Source organism: Hoeflea marina (assembly GCF_003182275.1).
GTDB classification, from domain to species: Bacteria; Pseudomonadota; Alphaproteobacteria; order Rhizobiales; family Rhizobiaceae; genus Hoeflea; species Hoeflea marina.
On record NZ_QGTR01000004.1, the window covers coordinates 414,213 to 427,672 of the forward strand.

The 13,460-nt window shown below is 66.5% G+C and carries 13 protein-coding genes; 9 read left to right on the forward strand and 4 right to left on the reverse strand.

The features are described from left to right. Window positions 1–60: 60 nt before the first annotated feature. From DFR52_RS17365 to DFR52_RS17395, 8 genes are all read left to right on the forward strand, one after another. On the forward strand, window positions 61–3,156 hold the full coding sequence (locus DFR52_RS17365; protein WP_110033256.1) for an FG-GAP-like repeat-containing protein: 3,096 nt from the start codon (window positions 61–63) through the stop codon (window positions 3,154–3,156). 96 nt (window positions 3,157–3,252) lie between these two features. Then, window positions 3,253–4,851, forward strand: a complete 1,599-nt coding sequence (locus tag DFR52_RS17370) for a tetratricopeptide repeat protein (RefSeq protein ID WP_110033257.1) — start codon at window positions 3,253–3,255, stop codon at window positions 4,849–4,851. Continuing rightward, window positions 4,848–6,119 (forward strand): SEL1-like repeat protein, encoded by a 1,272-nt coding sequence (locus DFR52_RS17375; RefSeq protein WP_110033258.1) that lies wholly within the window; start codon window positions 4,848–4,850, stop codon window positions 6,117–6,119. Before DFR52_RS17370 ends, DFR52_RS17375 begins: the two co-directional genes overlap by 4 nt. 312 nt (window positions 6,120–6,431) lie before the next feature. Further along, the gene (locus DFR52_RS17380) at window positions 6,432–6,887 is read left to right on the forward strand and encodes a hypothetical protein (RefSeq protein ID WP_110033259.1); all 456 of its coding nucleotides are present in this window, start codon (window positions 6,432–6,434) and stop codon (window positions 6,885–6,887) included. Window positions 6,888–6,914: 27 nt separating this feature from the next. After that, entirely contained in the window at window positions 6,915–8,039 is a 1,125-nt protein-coding gene (locus DFR52_RS17385) for a hypothetical protein (RefSeq protein ID WP_110033260.1), read from the forward strand. A 200-nt stretch (window positions 8,040–8,239) separates the two neighbouring features. Next, entirely contained in the window at window positions 8,240–8,416 is a 177-nt protein-coding gene (locus DFR52_RS24540; RefSeq protein WP_158284994.1) for a hypothetical protein, read from the forward strand. A 77-nt stretch (window positions 8,417–8,493) separates the two neighbouring features. Continuing rightward, entirely contained in the window at window positions 8,494–9,288 is a 795-nt protein-coding gene (locus tag DFR52_RS17390) for a hypothetical protein (RefSeq protein WP_110033261.1), read from the forward strand. 238 nt (window positions 9,289–9,526) lie between these two features. Then, the gene (locus tag DFR52_RS17395) at window positions 9,527–10,465 is read left to right on the forward strand and encodes a hypothetical protein (RefSeq protein ID WP_110033262.1); all 939 of its coding nucleotides are present in this window, start codon (window positions 9,527–9,529) and stop codon (window positions 10,463–10,465) included. Here the strand turns inward: DFR52_RS17395 and DFR52_RS17400 are convergent, their stop codons facing one another. Then, a complete protein-coding gene (locus DFR52_RS17400) occupies window positions 10,466–10,744 on the reverse strand; it encodes a hypothetical protein (RefSeq protein WP_110033263.1) in 279 nt (92 codons plus the stop codon). 225 nt (window positions 10,745–10,969) lie between these two features. On the opposite strand from DFR52_RS17400, the gene DFR52_RS17405 reads away from it, so the two are divergent. Next, window positions 10,970–11,785: a hypothetical protein gene (locus DFR52_RS17405; protein ID WP_110033264.1), complete on the forward strand. Its 816-nt coding sequence runs from the start codon at window positions 10,970–10,972 to the stop codon at window positions 11,783–11,785. Between the two features lie 114 nt (window positions 11,786–11,899). On the opposite strand, the gene DFR52_RS17410 is transcribed toward DFR52_RS17405, so the two are convergent. Genes DFR52_RS17410 through DFR52_RS17420 form a run of 3 tightly spaced genes read right to left on the reverse strand, consistent with a single transcriptional unit; the run spans window position 11,900 to window position 13,383 of the window. Continuing rightward, window positions 11,900–12,601, reverse strand: a complete 702-nt coding sequence (locus DFR52_RS17410; protein WP_110033265.1) for a spermidine synthase — start codon at window positions 12,599–12,601, stop codon at window positions 11,900–11,902. 34 nt (window positions 12,602–12,635) lie between these two features. After that, window positions 12,636–12,965, reverse strand: a complete 330-nt coding sequence (locus tag DFR52_RS17415) for an SCO4225 family membrane protein (RefSeq protein WP_110033266.1) — start codon at window positions 12,963–12,965, stop codon at window positions 12,636–12,638. Continuing rightward, a complete protein-coding gene (locus tag DFR52_RS17420) occupies window positions 12,952–13,383 on the reverse strand; it encodes a hypothetical protein (protein WP_245415384.1) in 432 nt (143 codons plus the stop codon). Before DFR52_RS17420 ends, DFR52_RS17415 begins: the two co-directional genes overlap by 14 nt. Between the last annotated feature and the right edge of the window lie 77 nt (window positions 13,384–13,460).

The window sequence follows — 13,460 nt, forward strand, 5'->3', positions numbered from 1 at the left end:
GCCGGCCCCGGCACGCGACCGATGCCGAAGGCCTGACATTCCGGGCAGTGGGAGGTTCGGATGGACGTGATCGTGCTCAGACCTTTTGGCAAGCGCTTCACGCTGGCCGTTCTGCTGGTGGCCTTTCTCGCGCTGAATTTCTGGACCACGTCGCGCTATCCCTCGCTCAACGACAAGGCGGTGATGAGCGGCGCCATCCAGCTTGAGGACCCGCTCAGTTTCGAAGCGAGGTATCCGGTCCTTCCGGACCATCCTGCCTGGCGGAAGATCGGCTATTCGACCGTCAACTGGATCAGCACCAACCGGCAGGGCATGACCTTCGGCGTGCTGTTTGCCGCCGCCTTCCTGACCCTTCTCGGCTACCTGCGCAGGCACAGTTTCAAGGGCGGCTTTTCCAACTCGGCGCTCGGCATGGTGTTCGGCGCTCCGCTCGGGGTCTGCGTCAACTGCGCCGCCCCGATCGCGAAAGGCCTGTATTCGGGCGGCGCCCGCGCCGAATCCACACTCTCCGCCATGATCGCCTCGCCGACGCTCAACATCGTCGTGCTCACCATGCTGTTCTCGCTGTTCCCGGTCTACATGGCGGTCACGAAGATCGTGCTGTCCCTGCTGGTCATCCTTGTCGCCGTGCCGCTGATCTGCCGGCTGCTTCCCGCCTGGCAGTTGCAGGCCGCCGTCGGGTCCCGCAAGGCCCTCGCCCTTCCTTCGCCGCGGCTCGATTCTGCGGAACGCGAGACCCTGCAGCGGGCGGTGCTGCTGTTCGTGGCCGACTATCTGAGCAATCTCTGGTTCATCGTCCGCACCACCGTGCCTCTGATGCTCCTGGCCGGGTTCCTCGGCGCCGTCGTCGCCACCCTTGTACCCGCCAGCCTGCTTGAAGGCGCCGGCTTCGGCTTCGTCGGGCTGGTTGCCATCGCGGTCGTCGGGACCTTCCTGCCGGTGCCGATCGGATTCGACGTGGTCGCCACCGGCGCCCTGATGAATGGCGGCCTCGCACCCGGCTATGTCATGGCGCTGCTGTTCACGCTCGGCATCTTCTCGGTCTATTCCTTCTTCATCGTCGCCGGCGCCATTTCCGCCCGTGCCGCTCTCCTGCTCGCCGGCACCATCATGGTGTTCGGCGTGCTGGCCGGGGCCGGCATCTCGCTGTGGCACGACCGGCAGAGCCGCAAGGCGCTGGAGATCCTGACCGGTTTCGAAATCAACCTGGTCGGCGCGGCCCACGCCGCCACGACGATGCCCGGGGGCACCCCGTTCCGGCAGTTGAGCGACGGCACCAGCCGCATCACGCTGACCCCGACGCCGTTTGCCGCGCGCTCGCCCGCTGGCGCAGCCCCCTTCACCCGGCTGGAAGCCTGGCATCTCGGCCTCGACAAGCCGGTGGAATTCTCCTTCGGCGACATGTGGCCTCCCTTCTGGGAAGGCCGCTCGGTCGCCGCCGGCGATTACGACGGCGACGGCGATCCGGATCTGGTGTTCGCCTCATCCGAGAAGGGGCTCTACATCTACGGCAACGACGGAAGCGGCCGCTTCACCCGGCAGGACGTGCCCCTCGGCGCCCTCGCCGGCATGGCGGTGTTCAACGCCGTCCCGGTGGACATCGACAATGACGGCTGGCTGGACCTGTTTGTTGCCACCTATGCCGAAGGAAACTACCTGTTGCCCAATGTCGGCGGAAGGTTCGACGCCGCCCGGCTGGCCCGCGTCGCCAACAGGGATGACGCCATGCTGGCAATGGCGCTCAGCTTCGGCGACATCGACCGCGACGGCGACCTAGACCTGGCGGTCGGCAACTGGTCCGCCGGCTGGTACCGCCGCATCCCCGGCGAGGAGGCGACCAACCGCATCATCTTCAACGATGCCGGCAGGCTGACGGGCGAGCACTTCGCCGAACTGCCAGGACCGCCAGGCGAGACCCTGTCGATGCTGCTCAGCGACATCGACCTCGACGGCGCGCTCGACCTCCTGGAGGGCAACGATTTCGAGCAGCCCGACATCTTCTCGCACGGCGACGGCCGCGGCGGCTTCACTCCGATCGGCAGGAACGACGGCGTGATTCCGATGACCACAACGACGACGATGAGCATCAAGACGGCCGATCTCGACAATTCCGGCAGGCCGTCGATCTACATCGCCCAGATCGCCGGACGATCCTCGGGCGTCTCCAGGAAGCTCAGGATGCGGCCGCTCGAGCACTATTGCGACGGCATCGAGCGCTCCGGGGACCATGCCAGCTGCCAGACCAACATCGACATCAAGTCGTGGTACAAGTCCGGCCACAGCTTCGACCCCGGCTATGCCGGCAAGTGCGGACAGATGAGCGGACGCTACCAGGCTGAATGCAGGGCCATGCTGGTCAAGGACCTGGCGATCCAGAACCATGATCCGGCGGTCTGCGACCTGATTCCGATCGGCGCGAAGCGGGCGCGAACCCTGTGCGACATCCACTTCAGGCCCGTCCGCCAACCGACGGCGGCGGAGCTGGCTGCGGCCATCCCGCAGATCCTGCGCCGCAACGTGCTGCTGGTCCCGGCAAGGGGCGGCGGTTATGACGAGCGCGCCGAGGCTGCCGGTCTCGATGTCGGCGGCTGGAGTTGGGACACCAAGATCACCGATGTCGACAATGACGGCTGGCAGGATGTCTACATCGTCAACGGCACATGGGTTCCCAACGAGGTCTCGCCCTCCAACATCTTCTTCCGCAATCGGGGCGACGGCACGTTCGAGGAGGCAACCTCCGGCTTCGGACTGGAGGACTACCTGATCACCGCCGCCGCGGCCGCCGCGGACATCGACAATGACGGCGACATCGACTTCGTCTCCGTGCCGGTCAATGGACCGCTCATTGCCTTCGTCAACAACTCGTCCGCGGGCAACGCCGTCGCGTTCGACTTCGCCGACGAGATCGGCAACCGCTTCGGCATCGGCAACCGCCTCACCATCCGCTACGGCAACGGCGCCATGCAGACGCGCGAGCTGCAGCTCGGCGGCGGCTACATGTCGTTTGACGTCCCGGTCGCGCATTTCGGCCTCGGCGCGGCCGACACCGTCGACAGCCTCCGCATCGACTGGTCGACGGGCGGCCATATCGACATCACCGGTCCGCTGCCTGCCGGCGCCCGCTACCGGATCAGCCGCATGCAGGCCCCGTCATGAGCATTCGCGCGGCGCCATTGCCACGATGTCGGCCGCGCCCGACCCGGCCGCAATCCGCCGCCGCGCTGCGCCGGCGACCCTTTCGGGAGTGAACCCATGCGCGAGCTGCCTTTGCCGACCATCCTTCTCCTCACCCTGACCGCAGCCTGCCTCGCCTGGCCGGTCGCCGCCGCGGCCGGTGACGCAACGCCGTCACCGATCCCCTCGGCCCGGCAGGATGGGCAGGCGCCGCCAGGGGCCGGCCCTGCCGGTACCGAGGCCCCGGGCAACATGGCCGCTTCCGAGCAGGCCTACCGCGCCGGCGATTTCGCAACCGCCCGCCGGCTGCTCGAGCCCCAGGCGAAATCAGGCGATCCGCTGGCCGAATACCGGCTGGCGCACATGCTGCTGGAGGGCAAGGGCGGCGTCCGCGACCCGGCGGCAGCGGCGAAATGGCTGGAAAAGGCGGCAACCGGTGGCCAGGTGGAGGCGATGGCGCTGCTGGGCCGGCTCCATCTGCAGGGCGTTGGAGTCGAGCGCGACGCGGCCGGGGCCGTCCACTGGCTGACGCGCGCAGCCGAGAAGGGCAATGCCACCGCGCAGTACGAACTGGGCCTGCTCTACCGCAACGGCACGGGCATCGACCCGGATCCGCTGGCAGCCTTCACCTGGCTGCGGGCGGCGGCGGTCGGCGGCGTGGCCGCCGCGCAGTTCCAGTTGAGCCTCATCTACCGGCAGGGCTCGGGAGTGGCCGCCGACCAGGGCGAATCGCTGGCCTGGCTGCAGCGCTCCGCCGAAGGCGCATACGCCCCGGCGCAGTATGCGCTTGGCCGCGCCATGAGCGAAGGCCGGAGCATCGGCAGAGATGAGGCCGGGGCGATGGACCTCTACAGAGCCGCGGCCGAGGCCGGCCTCATGGAGGCACAGGCGCTGCTTGGCGCCATGGCCATGCAGGGCGAGAATCCCGACACCGCCAAAGCGCTGGAATGGTTCCAAAGGGCGGCCGCGCAGGGCGACGCCGGCGCGCAGAGCAGCCTGGGCTACCTGTATGCGACCGGCACCGGCGTGGCGGCCGACGATGCCGTGGCGGCGGACTGGTACCGCCAGGCGGCCGAGGCCGGACTGCCGCGCGCCCAGGCCGCGCTTGCACTTCTGTACGAACGGGGCCGCGGCCTTGAACCCGATCCGGCCATGGCGGTGCACTGGTACCGGAGGGCCGCGGAGGCCGGCTGGCGGGAAGCCCGGCTGCGGCTTGGCCAGCTTGCCGCGCGCGGCGGCATCGAGGGCGCCGACAGGTCGGAACTGGCCACATGGATGGAAGTCGCCGCGGCCGCCGGGGACACGGCGGCGCGGGACGCGCTCGAGCGGTCCGCCGCGACCGGCGACGCGGCCGCGGCGGGCCGCCTGGCGCATCTGCTGGAAACCGGCGGCGGATCTGTCGATGCCGACAGGGCGCTGGCGCTCTACCGCGACGCCGCCGACCGGGGCGAAACCTATGCGCAGCTGATGCTGGGGCTCAGATACGCCCGGGGCGATGGAGTCGGCCAGGACTATGTCGAGGCCCACAAGTGGGTCAATCTCGCGGCCGCCGAGGGCAATCCAGAGGCGGTCAGGCAGCGCGCCCTGCTGGCCGCGCTGATGACGCCCGAGCAGGTCGCGCGCGCGCAGGCAGCCGCGCGCGACTGGACAAGTGGGCAGCCGGACGCCGCCCGATGACCTCCGTCGGAAGGGCGGCCGCCGGCCTCATCGCCACGGTCCTGACGCTGGCGGTCGCATCGGCGGGCACGGCATGCGCGGAAGGACCGGCTGCTTCCGCGGTGCCGGAAATTGCCGATGTCGCCACGGCGCTGGCACGCCTCCGGCCGCTCGCCGAAGCCGGGGACGCGGAAGCGCAGAAGCAGCTCGGCTGGATTCATGCCCGCGGCGTGGGAGTCCTGCAGGATCATGCCGCGGCCGCGCACTGGCTGGGTCTGGCAGCCCGGCAGGGCGATGCCGAGGCGCAGAACGGCTATGCCGCACTGCTTGCCGCGGGACTGGGCGTGGCGCGGGACGGGGCGGCGGCCCTGAAATGGTATGCAAGTGCCGCGAAACAGGGTGCGCCCGAACATCAGTTCGACCTGGGGCGGATGTATGAAAACGGAGAGGGCGTGGCGCGAGATCCGGCTCAGGCGGCGAGATGGTACGCCCTTGCCGCGGCACAGGGCCTTGCCGACGCCGAAGCCAGTCTGGGCCTGCTCCACCAGCGCGGCGAAGGCGTGCCGCGGGATCCGGCTCGCGCATTCGAGCTCCTGCAGGCCGCCGCCGGAAAGGGGCAGGCCCGTGCGCAGAACAACCTGGCGCTGATGTATGTGCGGGGCGAAGGCGTGGCGCAGGACTACGCAACCGCAGCCGGCTGGTTTCGGAAGGCCGCCGACCAGGGATTGAAGCAGGCCATGACCAATCTCGGCGTGATGTACGAAAACGGCTTCGGCGTGCCGATCGACGAGGCGGCGGCCGCAGAATGGTACCGGCGCGGCGGCCGGCAGGGCACGGCCCCGGACACCGGATTTGCGCTTATTGATGACGCGACGGACTATGTCTACGATGCCAGGCTCCAGCCGCCGGGCGCAGACGGCGGGAGCCTGGCCGCCCACCGGTCGGCGGCGGAACGCGGCGACCCTGTGGCGCAGTTCATTCTCGCCTATCTGCTGGCCGTCGGGCTCGGCGTCGATCGCGACCCCGCCGCCGCCGCAACCCTGTTCCGCAAGTCCGCCCGCGCCGGCATTGCGCCGGCCATGACCAATCTCGGGCTGCTGCACATGCGCGGTCAGGGTGTGCCGCAGGATTTCGTCCTGGGATACGGGTGGATCATGCTGGCCGCAGCGGCGGGCGAACCCGGTTCGGCCGAGTTGCGCGATGCCGCTGCGGCGCGGTTGACCGAGGCACAGATCAACGAGGCCCAGCGACTGGCCGCAGTGCTGATGCCGGCCGTGCCGCGCCGCTGACCGGGCAGTTGCGGCCAGGTCAACCTGCGTTCAAGCGTGACATAGCTGCTTTCGGGACGGCGCGCACAGGTCAGCAACTCGGGCGCCCCCGACTGCCCACGCAAATAAGAAATTTCTCATGTCACCGGACAATCGGCATCCTTGAAGCTTATTTTGCGAATTGAATTCGAAATGTGGGCGTCATTGCCTTGTTGAACTTCATCTTTTATGTATAATTGAATCCTGTTTCGTAATGAATTGTCGATGGCACTTTTTATATTGACTGGCGAACGATGACCGGAAATCCGGTTGGCCGGTTATGGGAGATGCGCAATGGCAGCATGCAGATCAGCACACTCACCTTCAAGCCGGCGGTCAGCGCGAGGGGTTGGCCTTGCCGGTCTCGCGGCAGCGCTGCTGGCCGGCGGCGCCGGCGCGGCGGACATCAGCGCCGCCAACCGCTTCTCCGGCGCCACGCTCGGCTTTGAAATCAAGGGCACCTACAGCAACGTCACGCTGACGGTGACAGGCCCGGATGGCTACCTCGCCAGCGCCTACGCGGAGAAATCCGCACCCAGTCTCGATCTGGGCGGATCCGGCAAGCTGGCAGACGGGCAGTATCACTACCAGCTCACCGCAGCCGATCCGTCCGTGATGATGAAGCAGGTGCAGCTCGACAACGGCCGTGACAAGCCTGCCCCGGACAGCGTGCCCGCAAGCGTCACAATGAGCGGCGTCTTCACCATCAGGGACGGCGCGATCATCAAACCGGTCGAGGAAAAGGAATAGCGCCCGAGGGGTGAAGGGAGATGTCAGATGAGGGACCGCAAGAACCTGTTGACCGCAAGCATCCTGGCTGTCGGCATCGGCGGTGGCGCGTTCGGCGCGGCTCCGGCACAGGCAGACCAGGTATTCGCCGACGATGTCATCATACAGGGCAGCCTCTGCGTCGGCTTCGACTGTGTCAATAACGAGACCTTTGGTGATACGACGATTCTGATGAAGGAAAACAACACCCGAGTTAGATTCTTCGACACCTCGGTAGGAACCTTCCCCAGCACCGACTGGCAACTGACCGCCAATGACAGCGCCAGCGGCGGCGCCAACAAGTTCTCCATCGAGGATTTGACCGCCGCCACGGTCCCCTTCACCATCACCGGCAATGCGCCCAGCAATTCGATGTTCGTCGATTCCGTGGGCCGGCTCGGTCTCAAGACATCCACGCCCGTGCTCGACCTGCACATCCGCAGCGGAAACACGCCCGCCATGCGGATGGAACAGGACGGCTCCTCCGGATTCCCCGCCCAGACCTGGGACGTGGCCGGCAACGAGGCCAATTTCTTCGTTCGCGACGTCACCAACGGCAGCCGGCTGCCGTTCCGGATCCAGCCCGGGGCTCCGACCAGTTCGGTCTACATCAACAATGTCGGAAATGTCGGTCTCGGTGCGGGCACCACGCCTGACACGGCGCTGCATATCAGCCGGTCCGACAATGCCGCCACGACGCTCACGATGGAAAACACCAATGCCGCCATCAACCGCACCTGGCAGCTGGTGCTGCGCACGGACGGAGAGTTTGCCTTAAATGACGCGGCATCGGTCGGCGCCGACTTCATTTTCCGCGCCGGTGCGGCGGGTGGCCTCACCATCCAGGGCAATCTGGTCACCGGTGCCGGCGGCACATGCGCTCCGCCGAACCCGCCCTGCGACCTTGTTTTTGCCGATCCGTCGAAGCTTCCGACAATCGAGGAACACGCCCGGGACATGTGGGCCAACCAGTACCTGCCCGCAGTCGGGCCGACCCTGGCGGGCGAGCCGATCGATGTCACGGACAAGATAACCCGGATGCTCAATGAACTGGAAAAGGCCCACATCTACATCGCCGAACTGCACCAACGCATCGCCGATCTGGAGCAGGACAGGCCCACCGCAAGCCCGTAGCCGGATGCGAGCACGCTGACCGGAGCCATGCCGGGGATGGCGCCAAGCCTGTTCAATCACCCTCCCGGCACCGCCGCAGCGATATCGGCGCAGCGGATGTCGAATGCGCCGTGCCTTGACACCCCCAGGCAAGACGCCGCACCCGGCGATGTCGTGCCGATCTCCTGAAATCCGCCAGAGAAGACCCGGCCGGAACCCGCATGATCGTCAAATCCATTCCTGTGACCGACCGCGGCGCGGCAAGCATGCGTCAGGAGGGATATCTTGCACCGCAATCCGCGGCTCGATGCATGTTTGAATACAGAATTTCAGGTCTGCTCATGGTTTCAACCATCTTCGACGTCCAGTCAGGGTCAAGCCAAGGCCAGACGCCATGAAATGCTCGATTTCCTGCGTTCTTGATCGCAGTCGCAAATTCTACAGGCAGTTCATAGTCTGGAGCCGTTCTCTCGATATGGTCGACCCTGGCCGTGCCCTGCATCGGATCGCATTCCATGTCGGCGACATTCCGGCCGAAATGACCGACTTCGCCCGACGGAACGGCATCGAGCTGGTGCAGGTTCCACCTTTCGGCCTTGCCGCATCCCCCTACTGCAACAAGCTCGGGCAACTCTCTCATCTTGCCCGGTCGGGCGCCGATTATCTGATCATGAGCGACATCGACATCGCGTTCATGGCCTCTCCCGCTGGTCTGATCGAAGCCGGAAAGATCCGCGCCAAGATTGTCGACCAGCCGAACCCGCCCGGCGACAGATTGCGGGAGCTGCTGAGCGAGATGGGCTTTCCCGACGCAACCCTCGACCGATGTCCCGACTTCGCGCCGGGGCATCCCACGCACCGATACAATTGCAATGGCGGGCTGTATGTCCTGCCGCGAACCTGTCTCGATCTTGTCGGCGAGCGCTGGATCGACTGGACCATGCAATGCTCGCGGAAGATCGGACTGCTGCGCGACGCCGCGATCCATATCGACCAGCTCGGCTTCATGCTGGCGATGATCGAGCTCGACCTGCCCTTCGAGCCGCTGGCGACCGAGGACAATTTCCCTACCCATTTCGAACCGGAGGCCTATGCGCGATGGCGGCCGGCCGAGATCCGTGCGCTGCATTACCACCATCGCATCGACGTCGATGGCAGGCTGCAGCCCACGGGGGCAACCGCCGTGGACATCTGGGTCGACCGCGCCAACCAGGCGCTGGCGATCTCCAGAGACGAATATGCGCGCTTCGACCCCGTCCTGTGCGACTAGGCCGACCGCTAAGTGGCAGGGTGCAGGGCATCGGGGATAGGAACAGTCTTGCGCAACTGCGGATTTCCGTCCGGGCCGGCTGGTCCGGCGCCCGCCCCGGCGATAGATTGCAGGACCGATGCATGTCGCCGGAAAGTGTGCAGGGGTTTCGGGATCACGACATGCATAATTATAAGGCGCTAAAGCACATGGCGTGAAACCGCACTCATGCTATGTGCTTTGGTGACGAGGATGCCGAATGACCGGACGCCGGAAACTGCTTTTGCATGTGGGGTTGCCGAAGACCGGGACCAGCGCCCTGCAGGCATGGTTGCGTGCCAATGCGCACACTCTTCGCCCGCACGGGATCGACTACCCCGATGCCTTCGCCGAGGGCGAGGACAAGCACCAGTTTCTGGTCGGCGCCCTTCGCTCGGGCACGTTCGACACGCTGGGCTCGGTGCTGGCCGGCTCGACCTCGCCCACGGTCATCCTGTCAAGCGAAGGACTTTCCAACCATCTCGATGATTTCAGCGACAGCCACCTGGCCCGGTTCCGGGACTGCGCGGCCGGCTTTGACACCGAGATCCTGCTCATCACGCGGGCCCGGCTGCCTTGGCTGCGGTCCTATTACCGGCAATGCATCGTCAATCCGGCCAATGGGGCCAGCGATCTGTGGGCCACGACGCTTGAATTCGACGATTTTTCCGCCCATCCCCGCGCCCGGCGCCTGACCGATCATGCAGGCCTGACCGACGGAATGAAGGCGGCTTACGCGGCCGGGAGCGTGATCCGTCTCGCCTACGAGGATGACTGGTTTGCTGGTCTCAAGGCCGCGCTTGGGCTTGCAGGCGCCGCCCTGCCGCCCCTGCCGCGCAACAACGACTCCGTCCCCGACTGGGTTGTCCTGCTCATGCTCGAGGTCAACAGAAGCCATGCTCCGGAGACGGTGCGCCGCGCCTGGCGCGCTGCCCTGCAGGCCCATCTCGGCACCAGCCATTCGGTGTTCACGCAGTCCTGGCATCCCGACTGGCGCCGGGACACGGTCCTGATCGAGCCTCGGATCATCGGATCGCTGGCCGCCGCGATCGCCGCACGGGATCCGGGGGCCGCCGAGAGCCTCAACCGCTTCGCCGCTTTTCTGGGCGACGCCGCCGGCTCCCCTGAATTCTTTCGCGACAGTCCGGATGCGGTCTGATTATTTGAGATTGCGCCGCAGCCTGGTCGAATAGTCGTTGAGCTGCGCATCATAGCCTTCGATCATCCGCCGCTGGCGGCGCTTGCCGATGCGCAGCGCCACCCAGAACAGAATGACGGCCACGAGTCCGATACCGAGCAGCATGGGGACACCGAGATCCTTGAGCTTGTCGGAGCCGAACACGGTGCGCAACGCTTCGTTGAAATCGAGCGCCAGCGCCGGAGTGGCCGCCAGGCACATCGCCGCCGCACCGATTCGCGGAATTGTCGTCTTCCACATGCCATGATCCCCTGGATAGATCCGTTATCATCTTGTCGCCGCATTCTGGCACAAAGTGCTTAATCAAGGTTCAACCACCGCCGGGCAAGACGCCCGATGAGTGGAACAGCCTGGCCTTTTGCACCAACATGCCGCCGATGATGTGGACGAAATGCATTGAAAAGCCTGCGGATCCTGGACTCGCTTTCCCGACCCGGCCATCCGGGGCGCTGCAATGAAGACTGCATGGGCTGGACCGCGACGGCCTGTTTCGTGTTCGACGGAGCCACGGGCCTTGGCGGCGACCGACTGACCGCCCATCCCGGGTCCGATGCGGCGTGGCTGTCCGAGATGGCGCGCAACCGGTTTGCGGCGCTGTGCAGCAGCGGACAATACACCACCGACATCATCCGCAAGGTCAACACGGATGTGCGCGCTTTCCTGGATGCCGAGACCGACGCCGCGGCAGCCGTCGTGGAGGACTGGCGCTACCCGGTCGCCGGCTACGAAATGCTCCGCCTGGTCGGCGACCGGCTGGAAATCTCCGGACTGGGAGACTGCGTGCTCCATCTCGTCAACGCTGACGGCGCCGTGTTCAGCCATACGCCGCTGCCGGAGTTTTCGGACGCCGAGCAGATCTCCGCCCGTGCCGCCATTGCACGCGCCGGCGGGCTCAAGCGCCTGCCGTCGATGCTTCACGACGAGGCCGAGCAGGAGCGGATGCGGATGTTTCGCGCCGGCTACAACAAGCCCGGCTCGCCGGTCTGGACGCTGGGACGCAATCCCGACGCCGCCGACCATGCGAGCTTCGCCCGGGTGCCGCCCGAATTCCTCGACGGACGGCCGCTGCAGGGGCTGCTGATGAGCGACGGCTTCAGCGCGCTGGCGGACCGCTATGCCGCCTATACCGCCGTCGGCCTGGTGGCCGCCGCCCGCCAGCGCGGGCTGGCGGCGCTCTGCACGGAACTGCGCGGCATCGAGGCCGAGGATGCCGATGGCCATCAATTTCCGCGGTTCAAGCAGAGCGACGACGCGACAGCGATCCTGTTTTCGGTGAGCTGACGCCGCCCGGCGCGGCAGCGGGTGCCGCCGCACGGATGGTCAGGCGGCCTGGGAGCGCTTCCGCTTTTCATTGAATCGCAGACGCGGTCCAAGTTTTTGATTTGTCGCATTGTCCTACGACGAAGTGAAATTCACTTCGTCTGGAAATGCTCTGGTGGCCAGCCAGATCATGTGGCGGGCGCCGCCGCGCTTGCCGTTGGCGCGCGTCGGCACTTCCTCGACCGCAAATCCCGCCTGCCTGAGCCGGCGGCTGAAGGCCGCGTCGGGGGCCGAGGACCAGACCGAGAAGATGCCGCCGGGCGCAAGCGCCCGATGCGCCGCGCGGAGCCCCGCGGCCGAATACAACGCGTCGTTGCCCTTGCGGGTCAGCCCGTCCGGTCCGTTGTCGACATCGAGCAGGATGGCGTCCCAGGCGCCGTCGCCGCCCCGGATCAGTTCGCCGACATCGCCCAGATGCACATGCACCCGCGGGTCTTCGAGACAGCCGGCGAAAACCTCGCTCATCGGTCCGCGAGCCCAGGCGACCACCGAAGGCACCAGTTCCGCCACGGTGAGCTCCGCCCCGGCCCCGAGGCCGGCAAGCGCCGCGCGCAGCGTGAACCCCATGCCGAGTCCGCCAACCAGCATCCGCGCCCGCGGCCGTGTTCCGAGCCGTCCACAGGAGAGGTCGGCAAGCGCCTCCTCCGAGCCGCTGAGCCGGCTGTTCATCAATTCGTTGGAGCCCAGCATGATGGAGAATTCCGAGCCGCGGCTCATCAGCCGCAGTTCCTGTCCGTCGTCGAGTTGCACGGCGTCGAGCCTGATCCAGGGTATCATCGCAATGTCCGTCGCATCGGTTGCATCGGCGCCACTATAGCACGCCTCGCCCGCGCCGCATCAACCGGCGCAGGCCCAGGAGAATGCCTAGATTGACCGCCATCCCCAGCACGAGCATGGCGAAGGCCGCCAATTCCGGCACAGCGGCGGGACCGAAATCGATGAGAAGGAACCAGGGCATGGCAAGCAGCATTGCGAAGATCGACGCAAACGGGTCGGGCTCGAGGCCGAAAAGTCCATTCACCCCGACGACGGCCAGGGCAAGCGATGCCAGCGCTGCCAGTGCATAGCCGGCGGTGATGACGCTCAGCGCCCTGCCCAGGAACCGCCGCGCCCCGCCGCGGCTCCGGTCACGGATAGGCATAGGTGTAGGAGGCGCACATGGCGTCGTCGCCGTCCGGCACATCCTGGGTGTCGAACACCGCCACGATGGTCAGGCTGGCATCCGACGCGTCTCCCCAGGCCGCCACATAGGTGACATCGCCCTGGCCGCAGAGCCTGTTGCCCTGGTTGAGCTCCGGATCGGACGGTGTCCGGACGCTGTAGACCGAGGCGCCGACCTGCTCGCCGCCGACCATGAAGGTGTCGCCGACCAGTTCATCGAAAACGAGCGACTCGCCGTTTTCAAACACGATCCCGAAATCATCCAGCTCGATGTCGCCGGTGATCGCCATCGCGGTCGAGGAGACGGCGACAAGACTGTCGGCGAAGGCCGGCGAGGCGAGTCCGACGGCAGTGCCGGCAAGCAAGAGGGCCAGGCTGGCTCGACAAAGGAGGATCATCTTGCGCGCTTTCAGTGGAAGGACCCGGTCGGGATGGGCGAGACCGGCAACTTACGGCCCGCGCCGGACGCGCGCAA